Genomic DNA, 21,459 nt, shown 5'->3' on the forward strand with positions numbered 1-21,459 from the left:
CACTGGTGCGAAGGAAGGTAGCGCCAAGTGCGGGCAAAGAACAGGGGCGTTGCTTGACTTTCCTCAGCGGGGTCCGTCGAATCTTTTCGACTCTTCAACGGCCTTGACCGCACCATGCCACGTCTCCACTATGGGAGCGCTCCCACTGGTTCAAGCCTTGACTTCTCCCCGAGCCGCAAGCGCAAGGAGGAACCAGCACATGCGACCCGGATATGCCCTGCATCCCGGGCGGAGGCGCCGAGCCGTGCGACGGTTGTGGACGGCCGTCGTCGCGGCCCTCGCCCTGCCGCTGTCCATGCTCGCGACGGGCACGACTCCCGCCCAGGCGGCGACCGTTCAGTGCAGCGTGGACTACAAGACCAACGACTGGGGCACCGGCTTCACGGCCGACCTCACCCTCACCAACCGCGGTACGGACGCGATCAACGGCTGGACGCTGACGTACGCGTACACCGGCAACCAGAAGCTGGTCAGCGGCTGGAACGGCACCTGGTCCCAGTCCGGCACCTCGGTCACCGTGCAGAACGCTTCGTACAACGGCACGATCGCGGCCGGCGCGGCGGTGTCGACCGGCGCCCAGTTCTCGTACACCGGCAGCAACGCGGCCCCGACGGGCTTCGCGATCAACGGCACGACCTGTGCCGGCGCACACCAGCCGCCCATCACCGTGCTGACCAGCCCGAGCGCGGGCGCGGTCTACACCCAGGGCGCCGCGGTCCCGCTGGCGGCGACCGCGGCGGCGGCCGACGGCGCGACGATCAGCAAGATGGAGTTCTACGACGACACCACGCTGCTGGGCACCGACACGTCGGCGCCGTACTCGCTCTCGGTCTCCAGCTTGACCGTGGGCAGTCACTCCCTGGTGGCGAAGGCGTACGACAGCCTGGGCGCGTCCGCGTCCTCGACACCGGTGGGCATCACGGTCGCCTCGGGTCCCGCGGTGGTGGCCTCACCGGCCCAGCTGGGCATCCAGCAGGGCGCGACCGGCCGGTTCGGGGTGAGCCTGTCGAAGCAGCCGACCGCCGACGTGACGGTGTCGGTGGCCCGCACGGCCGGCAACACCGGCCTTTCGGTGAGCGCCGGATCGTCGCTCACGTTCACGCCCTCCAACTGGAGCACCGCGCAGAACGTGACGGTGGCCGCGGACTCCGCCGGTACCGGCACCGCGACCTTCACGGCGTCGGCGACCGGCTACACCGGCGCCACGGTCACCGTGACCGAGCTGGCCGCGTCGAGCGCGTACGACGCGCGGTTCCTGGACCTCTACGGGAAGATCACCGACCCGGCGAACGGCTACTTCTCCCCCGAGGGCATCCCCTACCACTCGGTCGAGACGCTGATCGTCGAGGCTCCGGACCAGGGCCACGAGACCACGTCGGAGGCGTACAGCTACCTTCTCTGGCTGCAGGCCATGTACGGCAAGGTCACCGGCGACTGGTCCAAGTTCAACGGCGCATGGGCTCTCATGGAGAAGTACATGATCCCGACCCACGCCGACCAGCCGACCAACTCCTTCTACAACGCGTCCAAACCGGCCACGTACGCACCGGAGCTGGACACGCCGAACGAGTACCCGGCGAAGCTGGACACGTCGGTGCCGGTGGGATCGGATCCGATCGCCGCCGAGCTGAAGTCCGCATACGGGACGGACGACGTGTACGGCATGCACTGGCTGGAGGACGTCGACAACGTCTACGGCTACGGTGACACGCCGGGCGGCGGGTGCGAGGCGGGGCCGACCGCGGACGGTCCGTCGTACATCAACACCTTCCAGCGCGGTCCACAGGAGTCGGTGTGGGAGACGGTCCCGCAGCCGACCTGCGACGCCTTCAAGTACGGCGGGACGAACGGGTACCTGGACCTGTTCACCGGCGACTCGTCCTACGCCAGGCAGTGGAAGTACACGGACGCCCCGGACGCCGACGCGCGTGCGGTGCAGGCCGCGTACTGGGCGGACGTGTGGGCGAAGGAGCAGGGCAAGGGCGGCGACGTCTCCGCGACCGTCGGCAAGGCGGCGAAGATGGGCGACTACCTGCGCTACGCCATGTACGACAAGTACTTCAAGAAGATCGGCAACTGCGTGGGCCCGACGACCTGCGCGGCCGGCACCGGCAAGGACGCCTCGGACTACCTGCTCTCCTGGTACTACGCGTGGGGCGGGGCGACCGACAGCAGTGCCGGATGGGCGTGGCGGATCGGCTCCAGCCACGTGCACGGCGGCTATCAGAACCCGTTGGCCGCCTACGCGTTGAGCTCGTACGCCGACCTGAAGCCCAAGTCGGCCACGGGTCCGGCGGACTGGGGCACGTCCCTGACCCGGCAGCTGGAGTTCTACCGCTGGCTGCAGTCGTCCGAGGGCGCCATCGCGGGCGGTGCGACCAACAGCTGGCAGGGGCGGTACGCGAGCCCGCCGTCCGGTACGTCGACCTTCTACGGCATGTACTACGACTGGGAGCCGGTCTACCACGACCCGCCGTCCAACCAGTGGTTCGGCTTCCAGGCCTGGTCGATGGAGCGGGTCGCCGAGTACTACCAGCAGACCGGCAACGCCACGGCGAAGACGATCCTCGACAAGTGGGTGGCGTGGGCGCTGTCCAAGACCACGATCAACCCGGACGGGACGTATCTGGTCCCGTCGACGCTCCAGTGGTCGGGGCAGCCCGACACCTGGAACGCGTCGAGTCCCGGTTCCAACAGCGGACTTCACGTCACGGTCTCCGACTACACGAACGACGTGGGCGTGGCCGCCGCGTACGCGAAGACGCTGACGTACTACGCCGCCAGGTCCGGTGACGCGACGGCGAAGTCGACGGCCAAGGCGCTGCTCGACGGCATGTGGAACAACTACCAGGACAGCCTGGGGATCGCGGTGCCGGAGACGCGGGCCGACTACAACCGCTTCGACGACAGCGTGGTCGTGCCGAGCGGATGGAGCGGGAAGATGCCGAACGGGGACGCGGTCAACTCGTCGTCGACGTTCGCGTCGCTGCGGAGCTTCTACCAAAACGATCCCGCATGGTCGAGGATCCAGAGCTATCTGGCGGGCGGGGCCGCGCCTGTCTTCACGTATCACCGGTTCTGGGCCCAGGCGGACATCGCCTTGGCCATGGGGTCGTACGCGGAGCTTCTCGAATAGCCCCCGCCGGGCGCTCCGCGGGGTGGGCCGTGTTCGACTGCGGGTCCGTTGTGGCTGGTCGCACCCGCGCGGCGGTAGCCGCATGTCAAACGCAGTCCCGCGCCCCTTTCGGGGCGCGGTGGGCACCGCTTCTTCCGGGGAACCGTCCGAAAGAGCTCTGCGTGCGTGGCCCCGCCACCTGACGGCGGGGCCGACCGGCCGGGCGACCCCCACCCGCACAGGGGGTCGCCCGGCATCTCTCACACCCGACAGAAAGCGCTTGCCCCGGAAGGGAACCCCCGTGCGAAGAACCCGCATCCTCACCGCCGTACTCGCCCTCGCGGCCGGTCTGCTCGCGGGCACCCCGCCCGCACTCGCCGCGCATGACACCGCGCACGTCGCGGTCGCCGCCGACACCTACACCTGGAGCAACGCCCGGATCGACGGCGGCGGATTCGTCCCCGGGATCGTCTTCAACCGCACCGAGAAGAACCTCGCCTACGCCCGCACCGACATCGGCGGCGCCTACCGCTGGCAGGAGACGACGAAGACCTGGACGCCGCTGCTGGACTCGGTCGGCTGGGACGAGTGGGGTCACACCGGTGTGGTGAGCCTGGCCTCCGACCCCGTCGCCCCGGACAAGGTGTACGCGGCCGTCGGGACGTACACCAACAGCTGGGACCCGACGAACGGCGCGGTACTGCGGTCCGCGGACCGGGGCGCGAGCTGGCAGAAGACCGACCTGCCCTTCAAGCTGGGCGGCAACATGCCGGGCCGGGGCATGGGCGAGCGGCTGGCGATCGACCCGAACAGGGACAGCGTGCTGTACCTGGGCGCGCCCAGCGGCAAGGGGCTGTGGCGGTCCACGGACTCCGGGGTCACCTGGTCGCAGGTGACGAACTTCCCCGACGTCGGTAATTACGTGCAGGATTCGACCGACACCACCGGGTACGCCTCCGACAACCAGGGCATCGTGTGGGTCACCTTCGACGAGTCGACGGGCACGGCCGGTTCGGCGACGAGGACGGTCTACGTCGGGGTCGCCGACAAGGACAACGCGGTGTACCGCTCCACCGACGCGGGCGCGACCTGGACCCGGCTGGCCGGCCAGCCCACCGGGTACCTCGCCCACAAGGGCGTGCTGGACGCGAAGAACGGCTACCTCTACCTCGCCTACAGTGACAAGGGCGGCCCCTACGACGGCGGCAAGGGCGGGCTGTGGCGGTACGCGACGGCGACCGGTACCTGGACGAACATCAGCCCGGTGGCGGAGGCCGACACGTACTTCGGCTTCTCCGGCCTGACGGTCGACCGGCAGCACCCCGGCACGGTGATGGCGACGGCGTACAGCTCCTGGTGGCCGGACACCCAGCTCTTCCGCTCCACGGACAGCGGGGCGACCTGGACGAAGGCCTGGGACTACACGTCGTACCCGAACCGCTCGAACCGGTACACGATCGACGTCTCGTCCAGCCCCTGGCTGACCTTCGGCGCCAATCCGTCGCCGCCCGAACAGAGCCCGAAACTGGGGTGGATGACGGAGTCGCTGGAGATCGACCCGTTCAACTCGGATCGGATGATGTACGGGACGGGTGCGACGCTGTACGGCACCGAGGATCTGACGAAGTGGGACAGCGGGGGCCAGTTCACGGTCAAGCCCATGGTGCGGGGGCTGGAGGAGACGTCGGTCGCCGACCTGGCCGCTCCCCCGTCCGGTGGCGCCCAGCTCTTCAGCGCGCTGGGTGACATCGGCGGCTTCCGCCACACGGACCTGACCAAGGTCCCGTCGATGATGTACACGTCCCCCGCCTTCACGACCACGACGAGCCTGGACTTCGCCGAGTCGAACCCCAACACCGTGGTCCGGGTGGGGAATCCGGACTCCGGCCCGCACATCGCGTTCTCCACGGACAACGGCGCCGACTGGTTCGGCGGGACGGATCCTTCGGGGGTGAGCGGTGGCGGCACGGTCGCCGCCGCCTCGGACGGGAGCCGGTTCGTGTGGAGTCCGGCGGGGACCGGCGTGCGGTACACGACCGGTTTCGGCTCGTCCTGGTCGGCGTCGAGCGGAATCCCGGCGGGCGCGGTCGTCGAGTCCGACCGCGTCGACCCGAAGACCTTCTACGGCTTCGAGTCCGGCCGTTTCTACGTCAGTTCGGACGGCGGCGCGACCTTCACGGCGTCCGCGGCGACGGGTCTGCCGAGCGGTGACAGCGTACGCTTCAAGGCGCTGCCGGGGACGAAGGGCGACGTGTGGCTGGCGGGCGGAGCGGCGGACGGCGCGTACGGCCTGTGGCACTCCACCGACGGCGGCGCGGCCTTCACCAAGCTCGCGAACGTCGACCAGGCCGACACGATCGGCTTCGGCAAGGCAGCACCGGGAGCCTCGTACCAGACCCTGTACACGAGCGCGAAGATCGGCTCGGTGCGCGGCATCTTCCGCTCCACGGACGAGGGCGCGAGCTGGACCCGTGTCAACGACGACGCCCACCAGTGGGGTTGGACGGGCGCCGCCATCACCGGCGACCCCCGCGTCTACGGCCGGGTGTATGTCTCGACGAACGGCCGGGGCGTGATCTACGGCGACACGTCCGACACCGGCGGAGGCGGCGGGGACGGTGGCGGAGGCACCGGTCCCACACCCTCCGGCGCCTGCACGGTCGCCTACACCGTCACCAACCAGTGGACGGGCGGCTTCCAGGCGGACGTCAGGCTCACCAACACGGGCTCCGCGGCATGGAGCGGCTGGTCCCTCGGCTGGTCCTTCCCCGGCGGCCAGACCATCGGCCAGCTCTGGAACGCCGACTGGACCCAGTCCGGCGCAGCCGTGACGACCAGGAACGTCGGCTGGAACGGCACGGTGGCGGCCGGCTCCTCCGTCTCCTTCGGCTTCACCGGCACCTGGAGCGGCTCCAACGACAGACCCACGGCGTTCAAGCTGGGCGACCGGACCTGCACGGTCGCCTGACCGACCGAGGGCGCGTGCCGCACCGGGCACGCGCCCTCTGCTGTCAGGGTGGCGTTCGTCGGCTGCCGCTTGAGGACGAGGTCGAGCCGGCCGTCGCCGACGGAGGCGTCGTTGGCCTCGTAGGTGTAGAGACGCCGTCGGGGTCGGTGCCGAGCCAGCGCCAGCTGACCAGGTTCCAGGCGTCGGTGTGGACGCTGACCACGCCCCGGTCGAGGGCCTCGACCCGGCGGGCGGTGGCCGCTGCGGCGCTGGTCGAGGAGAGGGCGGTGAGACCGGCGGCGATCAGGGCGGCCACGGCGGTCAGGGCGGTCAGGACGGCGGCACGGCTTGCGCTGCGGGTGCTGCACGTGGGGTACCTTCCGGGAGTCGGACGGGTTCCTCTGTCAGTCGGCGCCACCCGCCTCGCGGTCGCCGTACCTTTCGGCCAGTTCGGCGATCGTTCGAGCCATGCGTGCGCGCAGCTCGGGCGGGCCCAGGACCTCGATGTCCGTGCCCAGGCGCAGGAACTCTGCGACCGCGTGGTCGGCCGACTCGACGGGGACCCGGGCCACGGTCCAGGCATCGCCGTCCGGGGCGCCGGCCGGCACCGCCCTGGGGAGCGTCACTCCCGGCGCCAGCCGGACCAGGGCCTCGCCGCCGTCGCCGTACAGCCGGGCGTGGAAGCCGCGTTGGTACGCGGTCCAGTGGGCGGCCAGGCCGAAGCCCTCCGGGCGACTGAACTCCTCGTCCAGAAGGGTCAGTTCGAGGATCTGGTCGACGCGGTAGGTGCGCGGTCCGGGGGCCGCCACGACGTACCAGCGGCCCGCCTTGAGGACCAGTCCGTACGGTTCCAGGCGGCGCCGCACATCGGTCGGCTCGCGCCAGCGGCGGTACCGGACGTCCAGGGCAAGGCCCTTCCAGACCGCTTCGGCCACCGCCGGGAGGTACGGCGCCTCGTCGGCGTCCGCGTACCAGCCGGGGGCGTCGAGGTGGAACCGGCCGCTGATCCGGTCGGCGTGGGCGCGCAGCTCCGGCGGCAGGGCGGCGCGGACCTTGAGCTGGGCGGCGGCCAGGACCGGGCCGAGCCCGAGGTCGGCGGCGGGGCCGGGAACACCGGCCAGGAAAAGGGCCTCGGCCTCCGCCGTGGTGAGACCGGTGAGGCGGGTGCGCCAGCCGTCGAGGAGGCGGTAGCCACCGGCGTGTCCCGCGTCGCCGTACAGCGGGACGCCGGCCGCGCTCAGGGCCTCGACGTCCCGGTAGACCGTGCGAGCGGACACCTCCAGCTCCGCGGCGAGCTGGGCGGCGGTCATCCGGCCCCGGGTCTGGAGCAGGAGGAGGATGGAGACGAGCCGGCTGGACTTCACCCTCCCAGGATCCCCGGCTCCACTGACAGAAGGTGTCAGTGGAGCGGGCCTAGCGTCACGTCCATGAGCTTCACGGAGAAACTGCTGACCGTGCCGCCGCCGATCACGGTGGCCGGCCGGCGCGTCAAGCGCTACCACGTCACCGCCGATCCCGCGGGCATCGCGCCCGACATCGAGGAGGCGGCGTACGCGATCCTCCCGGAACTGCTGCCGGAGCCGGACGGCACCCCGCCGGCGACCTTCGTGGTCCTGCACCGGGGCGGGGACAGCGGCGCCTACCTGAACGCGTACAGCTGGGTGTGGGACAACGTGCTCCACTTCCGGTGCGCCGCGGCGGGCCAGCCGGTGCTGGGCTGTCCGGACAAGGACCCGGCCCACTTCGTCGAGCCCGGCGTGCCGTGGATCGGCTGCGTCTGGGAGCTGCCGCCGATCCAGCACGAACGGGACGCCTGGGTACGGCACCTGCTCACGCCCGAAGTCCCCGATCTGGAGGCTTACCTGGCCGACTCCCTGCCCGAAGGAACCACCGGAGGCCGCGCGTGAGCACCCCGAACGACTTCGACTTCTTCCACGGCGACTGGGAGGTCCGCAACCGCCGCCGTACCGACTTCCTCGATCCGGGCAGCGCATGGGCGGAGTTCCCCGGCGTCAGCCGCTGCCGGCCGCTGTTCGACGGTGCCGCGAACGTCGACGAGATCGACATGCCGTACCTGGGGGCGAAAGGCGTGACCCTGCGGCTCTTCGACCGGGCGACCGGACAGTGGTCGCTGAACTGGGCGGCGAGCCGGAGCGGGAAGCTGTTCCCGCCGGTCGTCGGGCGGTTCGACGGCGGCCGCGGGGAGTTCTACGGCGACGACACCCACGACGGTGAGGACGTACGGGTGCGGTTCGTGTGGTCGGGGGTCTCCCCCAGCGGCGCGCGCTGAGAGCAGGCGTTCCCGGTGGACGGCGGGGAGACCTGGGTGACCGACTGGACGATGGACTTCAGCAGGCCGCCGGTTTCCTGAACGCCCGAACCGCGAAGCGGGGGTCGGGGCGGCGGCGGTCCTGGTCGGGCAGGGCCGCCAGCCGGTCGGCGAACCCGTCGGCGCGGGGGTCGTCGGGCGGGAGCATCGTGAACCAGCCGCGCCGCAGGTCGGCGAGGGTGGAACGGGGGCTGCGGCCCTGGCCGACGCCGGTGAAGGCGGCCTGTCCCGCGGGCAGCAGGCCGCTCGCCCGCGCGTACGCGCTCACCTCCGCGGCGGCGTCGGATGCCGGGCGGCGCGGGCGGGCGGCGAGGACGGCGTCGATGTCGCTGCCGACGTCGTGCGCCGCGGCCTTGTCGACGGTGGTCACGTACACCCCGCCGGGCCGCAGCACCCGCGCGCATTCGGCGACGATCGCGCGGACCCCGGTGCCGTCCGCTATGAGGTGGAGCAGCCAGACGGTCGTGACGGCGTCGAACGTGGCGTCGGGGAACGGGAGCCGACGGCTGTCGGCGAGCAGGACCGAGCCCGGCAGCCGGGCCGCCGCCAGCCGCGCCATGCCGGGTGCGCGGTCCGCGCCGGTCACCTGGAGCGCGGGGCGGGCGGCGGCGAGCCGGCGGGTGACGATGCCGGTGCCGCAGGCGAGGTCGAGGAGACGGCCGGGGCGGTCGGGGCGCTCACGGCGGTCTCCGTCCTCGGCGCTGCCGGCGCCGTCGGTACAACCGGCGCCGTCGGTGGTGTCGGTGCTGCCGGTGGTGTCGGGGATCAGGGAGAGGACGGCGTGGGCGGCCGCCTCGGCGCGGGCCTCGCCGCCGCGGGTCGCGTCGTAGGCCCCGGCTTCCTTGTCGTAGTCGAGCACATGGCTCAGTGTGCGCCGTGGCCTGGGGCGATGTCCTCCACCCTGTGGGCGAGTTCGAAGTCGTTGGCAGTGACGGCGCCGCCCACGCTGTGGGTGTTCACCGTCAGGGTGACGGTGTTGTAGCCGAGGGTGAGGTCGGAGTGGTGGTCGAGTTCGTCCTGGATGCGGGCGATGTGCACGACCAGGGCGGTGGCGGCGAAGTGCGAGTCGAGCCGGTAGACGCGGGCGAGCCGGTCGGTGGCCAGCGACCAGCCGGGCAGCTCGGCGAGCCGGTCCTCGATCTCCTTCTGCGACAGCGGTGCGACGGCCATGGTGCGGCTTCCTTCCCGGGGACCGGCGAGTGGCGTACGTGCCGTCAGCCTGCCACGAACAGGCCTTCCGGGCGGCGAGGACGGTCGCGTGTCCGGGTCCTCGGCTACGGTCGTCGGCATGACCCTTGCCGCCTCCGGCCCCGCCGCGTCCCGCACCGCCCCCGACGGCCAGGGCGTCGGCCCGCTGCTGCGCGCGTGGCGGGAGCGGCGGCGGGTGAGCCAGCTGGAGCTGGCACTGCGTGCCGACTCCTCGGCCCGGCACATCAGCTTCGTCGAGACGGGCCGGTCGCGGCCGAGCGAGGAGATGGTGCTGCGCCTCGCCGAGCACCTGGAGGTGCCGGTACGGGAGCGCAACGCGCTGCTGCTGGCGGCCGGTTACGCCCCGCACTACCCGGAGACCCCGCTGGACGACCCGGCACTGGACGCGCTGCGCGACGGCATGGAGCGGCTCATCCAGGGCTACGAGCCGTATCCGGCGCTGGTCGTGGACGCCACGTACACGGTGGTCGCCGCCAATCGGGGCATCGCCACGCTCCTGGAGGGCGTCCCGGAGTGGCTGCTCACGCCCGCCCCGAACGCGATGCGGCTGACCCTGCATCCGGAGGGGCTGGCGCCGCGCATCCGCAACCTGCGCGAGTGGCGCGGCCATCTGCTGGCACAGATGGAACGCCAGATCGCCCTGCACCGCTCCGATGCGCTGCGGGAGTTGTACGAGGAGGTCGCCGCCTATCCGGTGCCGGCCGGCGTGGACGACAGTGAACCCACCGAAGGGGTCGCGCACTTCGCTCTGCCGATGCGGATCGAGCACGCGGGGCGGGTGCTGTCGTTCGTGTCGTCGATCTCGACGTTCAACACGCCGATGGACGTGACGGTCGCCGAGCTGGCCATCGAGACGTTTCTTCCCGCGGACCCGGCCACCGCCAAGTACTTGCACTCGTTGGTAAGTTGACGGAAGTAGTTACCTCGACCAGGTGTGCGACGCGGCATCGCGTGACACACTGCTCCCCGTACTTGGGCACGTAGGGGAGGCGTGGCGTGAGTGAGCGGCGTGCTGCGCCCACAGTGGGGCAGGTCGTGCTCGGCAAGCGGCTGCAGGAGCTGCGCGAGGCGGCCGGCCTGGGCCGGGACGAGGCGGCGCGGGTGCTGCGGGTGGCGCAGGCGACCGTGCGGCGGATGGAGATGGCCGAGGTCGCGCTGAAGATCCCGTACATCCAGGTGCTGCTGGAGACGTACGGGGTGCCCGAGGGGGAGCAGGCCGCGTTCGTGCGGCTGGCCGAGGAGGCCAACCAGCCGGGCTGGTGGCAGCGGTTCCACGACGTGCTGCCGGACTGGTTCAGCCTGTACGTGAGCCTGGAGGGCGCCGCCCGGGTCATCCGCTCCTACGAGCCGCACTTCCTCCCCGGCCTGCTGCAGACCGAGGCGTACGCGCGGGCCGTGATGGAGGCCGGGACGATCGGCCACAGCGATCCCACCGCCGTCGAACGGCACGTGGCGCTGCGCATGACCCGGCAGCGGCTGCTGGAGCAGGACGACCCGCCCCACCTGTGGGTGATCATGGACGAGACGGTGCTGCGGCGTCCGGTGAGCACCGACTGCGCGGTGATGCGCGAACAGGTCGACAAGCTCCTCGCGTACAGCGCACGGGACCGGATAACCCTCCAGATCGCCGAGTTCGCGAGCGGCCCGCACCCGGGGACGTACGCGCCGTTCACCCTGTTCCGGTTCGCCGAGCCCGAGCTGCCCGACATGGTCTTCACCGAGTACCTGACCGGCGCCCTGTACCTGGACTCCCGTGACGAGGTCGGGGCACACCTGGAGGTCCTGGACCACATGACGGCCCGCGCGGCCTCGGCACAGCGGACCGAGGAACTGCTCCGCGAGTACCGCGCCACACTCTGATCTCGCGCCCCACTCCGATCTCGACACGGAATCTGATCCGAGGAGCACAGACTGTGACCGCACCCGAGCCCGCCCCGACCTCGATCGACACGAGCCGGCCGCATCCGGCGCGGGTGTACGACTGGTGGCTGGGCGGCAAGGACAACTACCCGGTGGACGAGGAGCTGGCCCGGCGGATCCTCGCCGTGGACGGCACCGTGCTGCGCGGGGCGCGGGCCAACCGCCGGTTCATGCAGCGGGCCGTGCGGACCGTCGCCGAGTCCGGCATCCGGCAGTTCCTGGACATCGGCACCGGCATCCCGACCGAGCCGAACCTGCACCAGGTGGCGCAGGGCGTGGCAGCGGAGTCGAAGGTGGTGTACGCGGACAACGACCCGATCGTGCTGCGCCATGCGGAGGCGCTGCTGCGGGGCACGGAGGAGGGCAGCACCGCGTACGTGCACGCCGACGTCCGTGACGTCGACACCCTGCTGGCCCGGGCCGCCGAGACCCTGGACTTCGGGGAGCCCGTCTCGCTGTCGCTGGTGGCGCTGACCCACTACCTCGACGACGACCCGGACGGAGACGACGTCTACGGCCTGCTGCGCAGGTACGTCGAGGCGCTCGCCCCCGGCAGCCACCTGATCCTCTCCCAGGTCACCCCGGACCTCAGCCCGGAGGCGATCGAGCAGGCGGCCGCGAACTTCCGGCGCAGCGGGACGCCGTTCCACCCACGTGCGCTCCCCGGGTTCTACCGGTTCTTCGAGGGGCTGGAGCTGCTCGGCCCGGGGGTGATCCCGGTCTCCGGCTGGCGCCCGGAGCCGGAGGACGTGGCCGTCCAGGCGGAGGGCATCGTGCCGGTGTACGGCGGTGTCGCCCGCAAGGCCTGACCCGTCCGGGCGCCCTGAACAGGTGCGTTCCCGTGCCCGCCCCTAGCGTCGAAGCAAAGGGCGAGCGAGGGAGCGGACGTGACCGACACGCGGACACCGCCGAAGGAGCCGGGCGCGGCGCTGCTGAGCGCCGCCCGGTTCTTCCGGCCCGGTACGCCCGCGCCGGATCTGCACAGCGTGGCCCTGACCGGCGGCCGGGAGGCGGACGCCTTCTACCGGGACCGCTGGAGCCACGACAAGGTGGTGCGCACCACGCACGGGGTGAACTGCACCGGCTCGTGCCGCTGGAAGGTGTACGTCAAGGACGGGATCATCACCTGGGAGACCCAGGAGACGGACTACCCGTCGGCCGGCCCCGACCGCCCCGAGTACGAGCCCCGCGGCTGCCCGCGCGGTGCCGCCTTCTCCTGGTACACGTACTCGCCGACCCGCGTCCGCCACCCGTACGTCCGGGGCGTGCTCCTGGAGATGTACCGGGAGGCGAAGCGGCGGCTCAGGGACCCGGTGCTGGCCTGGGCGGACCTCCAGAACGACTCCGAGCGCCGCCGCCGTTACCAGCAGGCGCGCGGCAAGGTCGGTCTGGTACGGGCGAGTTGGGACGAGGCGGTGGAGATCGTCGCCGCCGCGCAGGTGCACACGATCAAGGCGTACGGCCCGGACCGCATCGCCGGCTTCTCCCCCGTCCCCGCGATGTCGATGGTGTCGCACGCGGCGGGCGCCCGCTACCACTCCCTGATCGGCGCCCCGATGCTGTCGTTCTACGACTGGTACGCGGACCTGCCGGTGGCCTCGCCGCAGGTCTTCGGCGACCAGACGGACGTACCGGAGTCGGGCGACTGGTGGGACGCGGCCTATCTGATGATGTGGGGCTCGAACGTGCCGGTGACCCGCACCCCGGACGCGCCCTGGATGGCGGAGGCCCGCTACCGCGGCCAGAAGGTGGTGGTGGTCTCCCCCGACTACGCGGACAACGCCAAGTTCGCCGACGAGTGGCTGCACCCGCACCCCGGCACCGATGGCGCGCTGGCCCTCGCGATGGGCCACGTGATCCTCAAGGAGTTCTTCGTCGACCGTGAGACCCCGTTCTTCGCGGACTACGTACGGAAGTTCACCGACCTGCCGTTCCTGGTGACGCTCACCGAGCGGGACGGCGCGTACGTGCCGGACAAGTTCCTGCGCGCCACCGACCTCGGCCGGGAGGGCGAGGGCGCCGAGTGGAAGACGGTCGTCCTGGACTCGGTCTCGGGCCGCGCGGTCGTCCCGAACGGCTCGCTCGGCTTCCGCTGGACGGACTCCGGCAAGGGCCGCTGGAACCTGGAACTGGGCGACATCGAGCCGCAGTTGAGCCTGTACGGCAGTCAGATCGCGGCCGGGGTCGAGGTGCTGCTCCCCCGCTTCGACACGGACGGCGGCGACCACGGCCAGGGACACGGGGACGTGCTGCGAAGGGCGGTACCGGCGACCCGGCTGGGCGGCGCGGACGGACCCCTCGTCACCACCGTCTACGACCTCCTGCTCGCCCAGTACGGGGTGTGGCGCCACGGTCTGCCCGGCTCCTGGCCCACCCACTACGAGGACGCCGACGCCCCCGGCACCCCCGCCTGGCAGGAGCGGCACACCTCGGTCCCGGCCGCCAAGTGCATCAAGATCGCCCGGGAGTTCGCGCGGACCGCCGAACGCTCCAAGGGCCGCTGCATGATCCTGATGGGCGCCGGCACCAACCACTGGTTCCACTCCGAGACCATCTACCGCGCCTTCCTGGCCCTGCTCCAGCTCACCGGCTGCCAGGGCCGCAACGGCGGCGGCTGGGCGCACTACGTCGGCCAGGAGAGGTGCCGCCCGGTCACCGGCTGGGCCTGCCTGGCCTCCGCCAACGACTGGTCCCGGCCGCCGCGCCAGATGATCGGCACGGCCTACTGGTTCCTCAACACCGACCAGTGGCGCTACGACCGGTTCGGCGCCGACGTCCTGGCCTCGCCGCTCGGTGCGGGCAGGTTCGCCGGGATGACCGGCGCCGACTGCCTGGCGCTGTCGGCCCGCTCGGGCTGGATGCCGTCGTACCCGACCTTCGACCGCAATCCACTCGCACTCGGCGAGGTGTCCGGCGACCCCGTGACCCAGGCGGTGGCCGAACTCAGGGCCGGGACCCTGAAGTTCGCGTGCGAGGACCCGGACGCCCCGGAGAACTGGCCGCGCGTCCTGACCCTGTGGCGGGCCAACCTCCTCGGTTCGTCGGCGAAGGGCGCCGAGTACTTCACCAAGCACCTCCTCGGCACGCACTCCTCCCTGCGCGCCGAGGAGGCGTCCCCGGACCAGCGCCCCCGGGACGTGACCTGGCGGGACGAGGCACCCGAGGGCAAGCTCGACCTCCTGCTCTCCCTGGACTTCCGGCAGACCTCCTCCACCCTGTTGTCGGACGTGGTCCTGCCGGCCGCCACCTGGTACGAGAAGCACGACCTGTCCTCGACCGACATGCACCCGTACGTGCACTCCTTCACACCGGCCGTGGACCCGCCCTGGCAGGCGCGCACCGACTTCGACACCTTCAAGGCGCTCGCGGAGCGGCTGAGCGAGCTGGCCGTGCGCCATCTCGGCGTGCGCAGGGACCTGGTGGCCACGCCGCTGCAGCACGACACCCCGGGCGAGACCGCGCAGCCCGGCGGGGTGGTGCGGGACTGGAAGCGCGGGGAGTGCGAGCCGGTCCCCGGGCGGACCATGCCGAACCTGGTCGTGGTCGAGCGGGACTACCCGGCGGTCGGCGCCAAGTTCGCGGCGCTCGGCCCACTGGTGGAGCAACTCGGTCTGCCCGCGAAGGGAATCGCTCTCGAACCGGATCAAGAGGTCGCCCGGCTGCGGCAGTTGAACGGCACCGGATATCGGGACCGGCCCGCCCTCGACACGGCGGTGAAGGCGGCCAACGCCATCCTCGCGCTCTCCGGCACCACCAACGGCCGCCTCGCCACCCAGGGGTTCCGCACCCTGGAGCAGCGCACCGGGCAGGAGATGGCCCACCTGGCCGCCGAGCACGAGGGCAGGCGGGTCACGTACGCCGACACGCAGGCCGCGCCGGTCCCGGTGATCACCTCGCCGGAGTGGTCGGGCAGTGAGTCCGGCGGCCGCAGGTACACGGCGTTCACCCTCAACACCGAGCACCTCAAGCCCTGGCACACGCTCACCGGCCGCCAGCACTTCTTCCTCGACCACGACTGGATGCACGAGCTCGGCGAGGCGCTGCCCGTCTACCGGCCGCCGCTGGACATGAACAAGCTGTTCGGCGAACCGCGTCTCGGCCCAGACGGGCAGCAGGAGGTGACCGTCCGTTACCTGACCCCGCACAACAAGTGGTCGATCCACTCCGAGTACCAGGACAACCTGTTCATGCTCGCGCTCTCCCGGGGCGGCCAGAACATCTGGATGTCCCCGCAGGACGCGGACGCGATCGGGGTCGGGGACAACGACTGGGTGGAGGCGGTCAACCGCAACGGCGTGGTGGTGGCGCGGGCGGTCGTCTCGCACCGGATGCCGGCCGGCACGGTCTACATGCACCACGCCCAGGAACGCACGGTGGCCGTCCCGAGGACGGAGACCACCGGCATGCGCGGCGGCATCCACAACTCGCTCACCCGGCTCGTCCTCAAGCCCTCGCACCTGATCGGGGGTTACGCCCAGCTCTCCTGGGCCTTCAACTACCTGGGCCCCACGGGCAACCAGCGCGACGAGGTGACGGTGATCCGGCGCCGCGCCCAGGAGGTCGAGTACTGATGCGTCCGATGGCCCAGATCGCGATGGTCATGAACCTCGACAAGTGCATCGGCTGTCACACCTGTTCGGTCACCTGCAAGCAGGCGTGGACCAACCGGCGGGGCATGGAGTACGTCTGGTTCAACAACGTCGAGACCCGGCCGGGCCAGGGCTACCCACGCCGCTACGAGGACCAGGAGAGGTGGCGCGGCGGCTGGGAGCTGAACCGGCGGGGCGCGCTGAAGCTCAGGGCCGGCGGCCGGCTGCACAAACTCGCCGGGATCTTCGCCAACCCCAGGCTCCCGGAGATCAAGGACTACTACGAGCCCTGGACGTACGAGTACCGCAACCTCACCGACGCCCCGCTCGGCGACGACTACCCGGTGGCCCGCCCGGTCTCCCTGCTCGACGGCAAGCCCATGAAGATCGGGTGGTCCTCGAACTGGGACGACAACCTGGCCGGTGCCCCCGCCCACGGCGACCTGGACCCGATGGTCGAGCGAGCCCGCCAGCATGCCTCGGACAAAGTGAGGTTCGAGTTCGAGCAGACCTTCATGTTCTACCTCCCCCGCATCTGCGAGCACTGCCTCAACCCGTCGTGCGTGGCCTCCTGTCCGTCCGGGGCGATGTACAAGCGGACCGAGGACGGCATCGTGCTGGTCGACCAGGACCGGTGCCGGGGCTGGCGGATGTGCGTGACCGGCTGCCCGTACAAGAAGGTCTACTTCAACCACGCCACCGGCAAGGCCGAGAAGTGCACCCTGTGCCATCCGCGGATCGAGGTCGGCCTGCCGACGGTCTGCTCGGAGACCTGCGTGGGCCGGCTGCGCTACCTCGGGGTGGTCCTCTACGACGCCGACAAGGTGACGGCGGCGGCCGCGACCAAGGACGAGAAGGCGCTGTACGAGGCCCAGTTGAGCGTCTTCCTCGACCCGGAGGACCCGGCCGTGCGGCTGGCCTGCGCGGCGGCGGGCATCCCGGACGACTGGACGGAGGCAGCCCGCCGCTCCCCGGTCCACGCGCTGATCAGCAGGTACCGGGTGGCGCTGCCTCTGCACCCGGAGTACCGCACGCTGCCCATGGTCTGGTACATCCCGCCGCTGTCCCCCGTCGTGGACGCACTCTCCGAGACCGGCCACGACGGCGAGGACGCCGACAACCTGTTCGCCGCGATCGACACGTTGCGGATCCCGCTCGGCTACCTGGCCGAGCTGTTCACCGCGGGCGACCCCGCCCCGGTCCGCGCCTGCCTGGAGAAGCTCGCGGCGATGCGCTCCCACATGCGGGCGCTCAACCTGGGCGAGGAGCCGGACCCGGCGATCGGCTCCGCGGTCGGGATGCGGCCGGAGGAGATCGAGGCGATGTACCGGCTGCTGGCGGTCGCCAAGTACGAGGACCGGTACGTGATCCCGACGGCGGCCGTCGGCGACGCCCGCCGTCTGGAGGAGTCGGCGCTGCCGGACGGGTGCAGCCTCGACTTCGACGGCGGACCCGGCATGGGCGGCGACGGCCCGTTCGGCCAGGACTCGGGACGCAAACTGCTCCCTCTGGTGTCGGTGGAGAACTTCCACATCCTGCGCGGACGGCAGACCGCCGACACTCCCGACGAGGCGAAGGAGGACTGATGCCCTCGGACGCGGTGTTCTACCAGGCGGCGGCGCTCTGTCTGACCTACCCGGACGACGACTTCGTCGCCCGGCTGCCGCTGCTGCGCGAAGCCGCCCCGCAACTGCGGGAGTTCACCGACCACGCGACGGTGACCCCACCGCAGGAGCTGGCCGCGCACTACGTGCAGGTCTTCGACTTCAAGAACCGGCACAGCCTCTACCTCAGCTGGTGGCGGGACGGCGACACCCGCCGCCGGGGCATGTCCCTGGTCCGGTTCCAGGACATCTACAAGGCGTACGGCATGGAGTTCACCGGCGAGGAGCTGCCGGACTTCCTCCCCGCCGTCCTGGAGTTCACAGCCCGCACCGGCAACACCGACCTGCTCACCGAGCACCGCGACTGCCTGGCACAACTCCGCGGCCGGCTGACCGAGTTCGGTACCCCCTACGCGTGCGTCCTGGACGCGGTCTGCGCCGCCCTGCCGACCGCGGCCGGCGGAGTGCGCCCATGACCACCCTCCTGTGGGGCGCCCTGCCCTACATCGCCCTCGCCCTCCTGGTCGCCGGCCTCGTCTGGCGCCACCGCTACGACAAGCACGGCTGGACCAGCCGCTCCTCCCAGGTCTACGAGTCGAGGCTGCTGGACATCGCCTCCCCCGTCTTCCACTACGGCATCCTCTTCGTCCTGGCCGGCCATGTCGTCGGCCTGTTCGTCCCGGCGTCGTGGACCGGGTCGCTGGGCGTCGGCGAGCACACGTACCACCTGTTCTCCCTCTACGGCGGCACGCTCGCGGGCGTCCTCGCGGTGGCCGGCCTGGCCCTCCTCCTCTTCCGGCGCCGCACCCGGGCACCCGTCTTCCACGCCACGACGGCGAACGACAAGGTCATGTACCTGGTCCTGGTCGCCGCGATCGTGCTGGGCATGACGGCGAAGCTGAGCCACACCTCCGGCGACGGCTACGACTACCGCGCCACGATCGCCCCCTGGGCCCGCAGCCTCTTCGTCCTCCAGCCGAAGACAGCGCTGATGGCGGACGTCCCGGTCCTCTACAAGGTCCACGCGGTCATCGGCATGATCCTCATCGCCCTGGTCCCCTACACCCGCCTGGTCCACATGTTCAGCGCCCCGGTGCAGTACCTGTTCCGCCCGTACGTGGTGTACCGGTCGAGGGATCCCCGCCAGTTGGGCCCCCGCCCGGAGCGGAGAGGCTGGGAGACCACCCGCAACTAGCCCCTGCCACCCGCGACCAAACCTTCTACCGCCGCAACGGCGTTCTGCCACGACGGCGGAACCCGGCGGTGCCTCACCCGGCCGCACCCCTCTCGTCGTCCACGATCTCGGCGTCCACCACTCCCTCCTCCTCGGCTTGGGGCGCCCGCGGTTCTTCGGCCGAGCCGCCGGAGGCCGCCGCGTACATGGCCTGCCCCATCTGCTGGCTCACGCTCGCCAGCTTCTCCGCCCCCTGCCGCAGCTCGCCGGTGTCGGCGTCCCGCTCCAGCAGGGCCTTGAGCTCGGTGACCGCCGCCTCCACCTCGGCCTTGGTGGCGCCCGGCACCCGCTCCTCGTTCTCCCGGAGGAACTTCTCGGTCTGGTAGACGAGTTGCTCGGCCTGGTTCCGCGTCTCCGCGGCCTCGCGGCGCTTGCGGTCCTCCTCGGCGTACTGCTCGGCCTCCCGCATCATGCGGTCGATGTCGTCCTTGGGGAGGGCGGAGCCGCCGGTCACGGTCATCTTCTGTTCGCGGCCGGTCGCCAGGTCCTTCGCCGAGACGTGCATGATCCCGTTCGCGTCGATGTCGAAGGCCACCTCGATCTGGGGCACCCCGCGCGGTGCGGGCGGCAGGCCGGTGAGGTCGAAGACGCCCAGCTTCTTGTTGTACGCGGCGATCTCACGTTCGCCCTGGTAGACCTGGATGCCCACGGAGGGCTGGTTGTCGGCCGCGGTCGTGAAGATCTCCGAACGCCGGGTCGGGATGGTGGTGTTGCGCTCGATGAGCCTGGTCATGATGCCGCCCTTGGTCTCGATCCCCAGGGACAGCGGGGTGACGTCGAGCAGCAGCACGTCCTTGACGTCACCGCGGAGGACACCCGCCTGGAGGGCGGCGCCGACCGCGACCACCTCGTCCGGGTTGACGCCCTTGTGCGGGTCCTTGCCGGTGAGTTCGCGGACCAGGTCGGTGACGGCGGGCATCCGGGTGGAGCCGCCGACGAGGATGACGTGGTCGATCGCCGACACCTGCACGCCCGCGTCCTTGACGGCCTGGTGGAAGGGCTTCTTGCAGCGGTCCAGCAGGTCGGCCGTGAGCTCCTGGAACTGGGCTCGCGTCAGCTTCTCCTCCAGGTGCAGCGGCCCCTCCGCGGAGGCGGTGATGTACGGCAGGTTGATGGACGTCTCCGTCGACGACGACAGCTCGATCTTCGCCTTCTCGGCGCCCTCGCGCAGCCGCTGCACCGCCATCCTGTCGTTGCCGAGGTCGATGCCGTTCTGCCCCTTGAACCGCTTCACGAGGTACTCGACGATCCGCTGGTCCCAGTCGTCGCCGCCCAGGTGCGTGTCGCCGTTGGTGGCCTTGACCTCGATCACGCCGTCGCCGATCTCGAGGAGCGACACGTCGAAGGTTCCGCCCCCGAGGTCGAAGACGAGGACCGTCTGCTCCTCGCCCCGGTCCAGGCCGTAGGCGAGCGCCGCGGCCGTCGGCTCGTTGATGATCCGCAGCACCTTCAGGCCGGCGATCTCCCCGGCCTCCTTGGTGGCCTGCCGCTGGGCGTCGTCGAAGTACGCGGGTACTGTGATCACCGCGTCGGTGACGTCCTCGCCGAGGTAGGCCTCGGTGTCCCGCTTGAGCTTCTGCAACACCCGCGCCGAGAGCTCCTGGGCCCGGAAACGGGCGCCGTCGACGCTTCCGCTCTCCGGGAACCGCCACGCCGCGTCGCCCATGTGCCGCTTGACCGAGCGCGCGGTGCGGTCCACGTTGGTCACCGCCTGCCGCTTGGCGACCTCGCCCACCAGCACATCGCCGTTCTTCGCGAAGGCCACGACCGACGGGGTGGTCCGCGCCCCCTCGGCGTTGGCGACGACGGTGGGCTCACCGCCCTCCAGCAGGGCCACCACCGAGTTCGTCGTACCGAGGTCGATACCGACCGCACGTGCCATGTCCGTCCCCTTTCCACCCGGGCGCTTCCCCGACTCCAGCACAAAACTTGAGCGAGCTGTTGTCAATGCCGGGTACCCCGTGAACGACGCTGCCGCGCACCCCTCGGAAGAGGGGACGCGGCAGCGCGGCGGGCGGGACGGTCAGGCGAGCTTCGCGTCCAGGGTGATCGTGGTGCCGGCCAGGGCCTGGCTGACCGGGCAGTTCTTCTTGGCGTCCTCGGCGGCGGCGGCGAAGCCCTCCGCGTCCAGCCCGGGGACGGTGCCCTCGACGGTCAGGTGGATGCCGGTGATGCCGGTGCCCGGCTGGAAGGTGACGTCGGCGTTGGTGACCAGCTTGGTGGGCGGGGTGCCGGCGCCGGTCAGGGCGTGCGACAGCGCCATGGAGAAGCAGCTGGAGTGGGCGGCCGCGATCAGCTCCTCGGGGCTGGTCCTGCCGTTCGCCTCCTGGGAGCGCGAGGCCCACGTGACGGGCTGCTCGCCGATACCGGAGGAGTCGAAGGTGATGACACCGTTGCCCTCGGTGAGGCTGCCTTCCCAGACGGTGTGTGCGGTGCGCGTGGTAGCCACGGTTGTTCCTTTCGGCGATGAAGGCGAATGAACCGGTTCGCTCGCCCCCATCCGATCACATCA

Annotated in this window: 16 protein-coding genes and 1 pseudogene; 11 read left to right on the forward strand and 6 right to left on the reverse strand. The window is 71.1% G+C overall.

From position 1 onward, the window contains the following. Positions 1-217: 217 nt before the first annotated feature. The gene (locus ACFY6U_RS00730; protein ID WP_390035167.1) at positions 218-3,136 is read left to right on the forward strand and encodes a glycoside hydrolase family 48 protein; all 2,919 of its coding nucleotides are present in this window, start codon (positions 218-220) and stop codon (positions 3,134-3,136) included. A gap of 280 nt (positions 3,137-3,416) precedes the next feature. Next, positions 3,417-6,083: a cellulose binding domain-containing protein gene (locus tag ACFY6U_RS00735; protein WP_390034391.1), complete on the forward strand. Its 2,667-nt coding sequence runs from the start codon at positions 3,417-3,419 to the stop codon at positions 6,081-6,083. Between the two features lie 43 nt (positions 6,084-6,126). On the opposite strand, the gene ACFY6U_RS00740 is transcribed toward ACFY6U_RS00735, so the two are convergent. Both ACFY6U_RS00740 and ACFY6U_RS00745 read right to left on the reverse strand, forming a co-directional pair. Beyond that, on the reverse strand, positions 6,127-6,378 hold the full coding sequence (locus tag ACFY6U_RS00740; RefSeq protein WP_390034392.1) for a hypothetical protein: 252 nt from the start codon (positions 6,376-6,378) through the stop codon (positions 6,127-6,129). A gap of 88 nt (positions 6,379-6,466) precedes the next feature. Next, on the reverse strand, positions 6,467-7,426 hold the full coding sequence (locus ACFY6U_RS00745) for a helix-turn-helix transcriptional regulator (RefSeq protein WP_390034393.1): 960 nt from the start codon (positions 7,424-7,426) through the stop codon (positions 6,467-6,469). Positions 7,427-7,489: 63 nt separating this feature from the next. Here ACFY6U_RS00745 and ACFY6U_RS00750 point away from each other — a divergent pair, with 63 nt between their 5' ends. Then, on the forward strand, positions 7,490-7,969 hold the full coding sequence (locus ACFY6U_RS00750; protein WP_390034394.1) for a hypothetical protein: 480 nt from the start codon (positions 7,490-7,492) through the stop codon (positions 7,967-7,969). Beyond that, a pseudogene (locus ACFY6U_RS00755) lies at positions 7,966-8,433 on the forward strand (hypothetical protein). Before ACFY6U_RS00750 ends, ACFY6U_RS00755 begins: the two are co-directional and overlap by 4 nt. Here ACFY6U_RS00755 and ACFY6U_RS00760 read toward each other — a convergent pair. Then, complete coding sequence (locus ACFY6U_RS00760; protein ID WP_390034395.1) at positions 8,411-9,250, reverse strand: class I SAM-dependent methyltransferase; 840 nt, start codon at positions 9,248-9,250, stop codon at positions 8,411-8,413. The pseudogene ACFY6U_RS00755 and the gene ACFY6U_RS00760 overlap by 23 nt on opposite strands. Positions 9,251-9,255: 5 nt before the next feature. Then, positions 9,256-9,561 carry a 4a-hydroxytetrahydrobiopterin dehydratase gene (locus ACFY6U_RS00765; protein ID WP_390034396.1) on the reverse strand — a complete coding sequence of 102 codons (306 nt, stop codon included), beginning with the start codon at positions 9,559-9,561 and terminating at the stop codon, positions 9,256-9,258. Positions 9,562-9,679: 118 nt separating this feature from the next. Here ACFY6U_RS00765 and ACFY6U_RS00770 point away from each other — a divergent pair, with 118 nt between their 5' ends. The 7 genes from ACFY6U_RS00770 (at position 9,680) to narI (ending at position 18,908) form a co-directional block, all read left to right on the forward strand. Beyond that, positions 9,680-10,510: a helix-turn-helix domain-containing protein gene (locus ACFY6U_RS00770; protein ID WP_390034397.1), complete on the forward strand. Its 831-nt coding sequence runs from the start codon at positions 9,680-9,682 to the stop codon at positions 10,508-10,510. A gap of 86 nt (positions 10,511-10,596) precedes the next feature. Beyond that, on the forward strand, positions 10,597-11,460 hold the full coding sequence (locus tag ACFY6U_RS00775) for a helix-turn-helix domain-containing protein (protein WP_390034398.1): 864 nt from the start codon (positions 10,597-10,599) through the stop codon (positions 11,458-11,460). Between the two features lie 53 nt (positions 11,461-11,513). After that, a complete protein-coding gene (locus tag ACFY6U_RS00780; protein ID WP_351498784.1) occupies positions 11,514-12,329 on the forward strand; it encodes an SAM-dependent methyltransferase in 816 nt (271 codons plus the stop codon). Between the two features lie 78 nt (positions 12,330-12,407). Further along, on the forward strand, positions 12,408-16,091 hold the full coding sequence (locus ACFY6U_RS00785; protein WP_390034399.1) for a nitrate reductase subunit alpha: 3,684 nt from the start codon (positions 12,408-12,410) through the stop codon (positions 16,089-16,091). Then, on the forward strand, positions 16,091-17,695 hold the full coding sequence (gene narH / locus ACFY6U_RS00790) for a nitrate reductase subunit beta (RefSeq protein ID WP_390034400.1): 1,605 nt from the start codon (positions 16,091-16,093) through the stop codon (positions 17,693-17,695). Before ACFY6U_RS00785 ends, narH begins: the two co-directional genes overlap by 1 nt. Next, positions 17,695-18,189: a nitrate reductase molybdenum cofactor assembly chaperone gene (gene narJ / locus ACFY6U_RS00795; RefSeq protein ID WP_351498777.1), complete on the forward strand. Its 495-nt coding sequence runs from the start codon at positions 17,695-17,697 to the stop codon at positions 18,187-18,189. Before narH ends, narJ begins: the two co-directional genes overlap by 1 nt. Next, entirely contained in the window at positions 18,186-18,908 is a 723-nt protein-coding gene (gene narI / locus ACFY6U_RS00800) for a respiratory nitrate reductase subunit gamma (RefSeq protein ID WP_390034401.1), read from the forward strand. The genes narJ and narI overlap by 4 nt, the downstream gene beginning before the upstream one ends. Positions 18,909-18,981: 73 nt before the next feature. Here the strand turns inward: narI and dnaK are convergent, their stop codons facing one another. Beyond that, positions 18,982-20,829: a molecular chaperone DnaK gene (dnaK, locus tag ACFY6U_RS00805; RefSeq protein ID WP_390034402.1), complete on the reverse strand. Its 1,848-nt coding sequence runs from the start codon at positions 20,827-20,829 to the stop codon at positions 18,982-18,984. A gap of 141 nt (positions 20,830-20,970) precedes the next feature. Then, complete coding sequence (locus ACFY6U_RS00810) at positions 20,971-21,396, reverse strand: OsmC family protein (RefSeq protein ID WP_234537613.1); 426 nt, start codon at positions 21,394-21,396, stop codon at positions 20,971-20,973. Between the last annotated feature and the right edge of the window lie 63 nt (positions 21,397-21,459).

Origin of the sequence: Streptomyces sp. NPDC013157 (assembly GCF_042899865.1) — a bacterium.
Classification (GTDB): Bacteria; Actinomycetota; Actinomycetes; order Streptomycetales; family Streptomycetaceae; genus Streptomyces.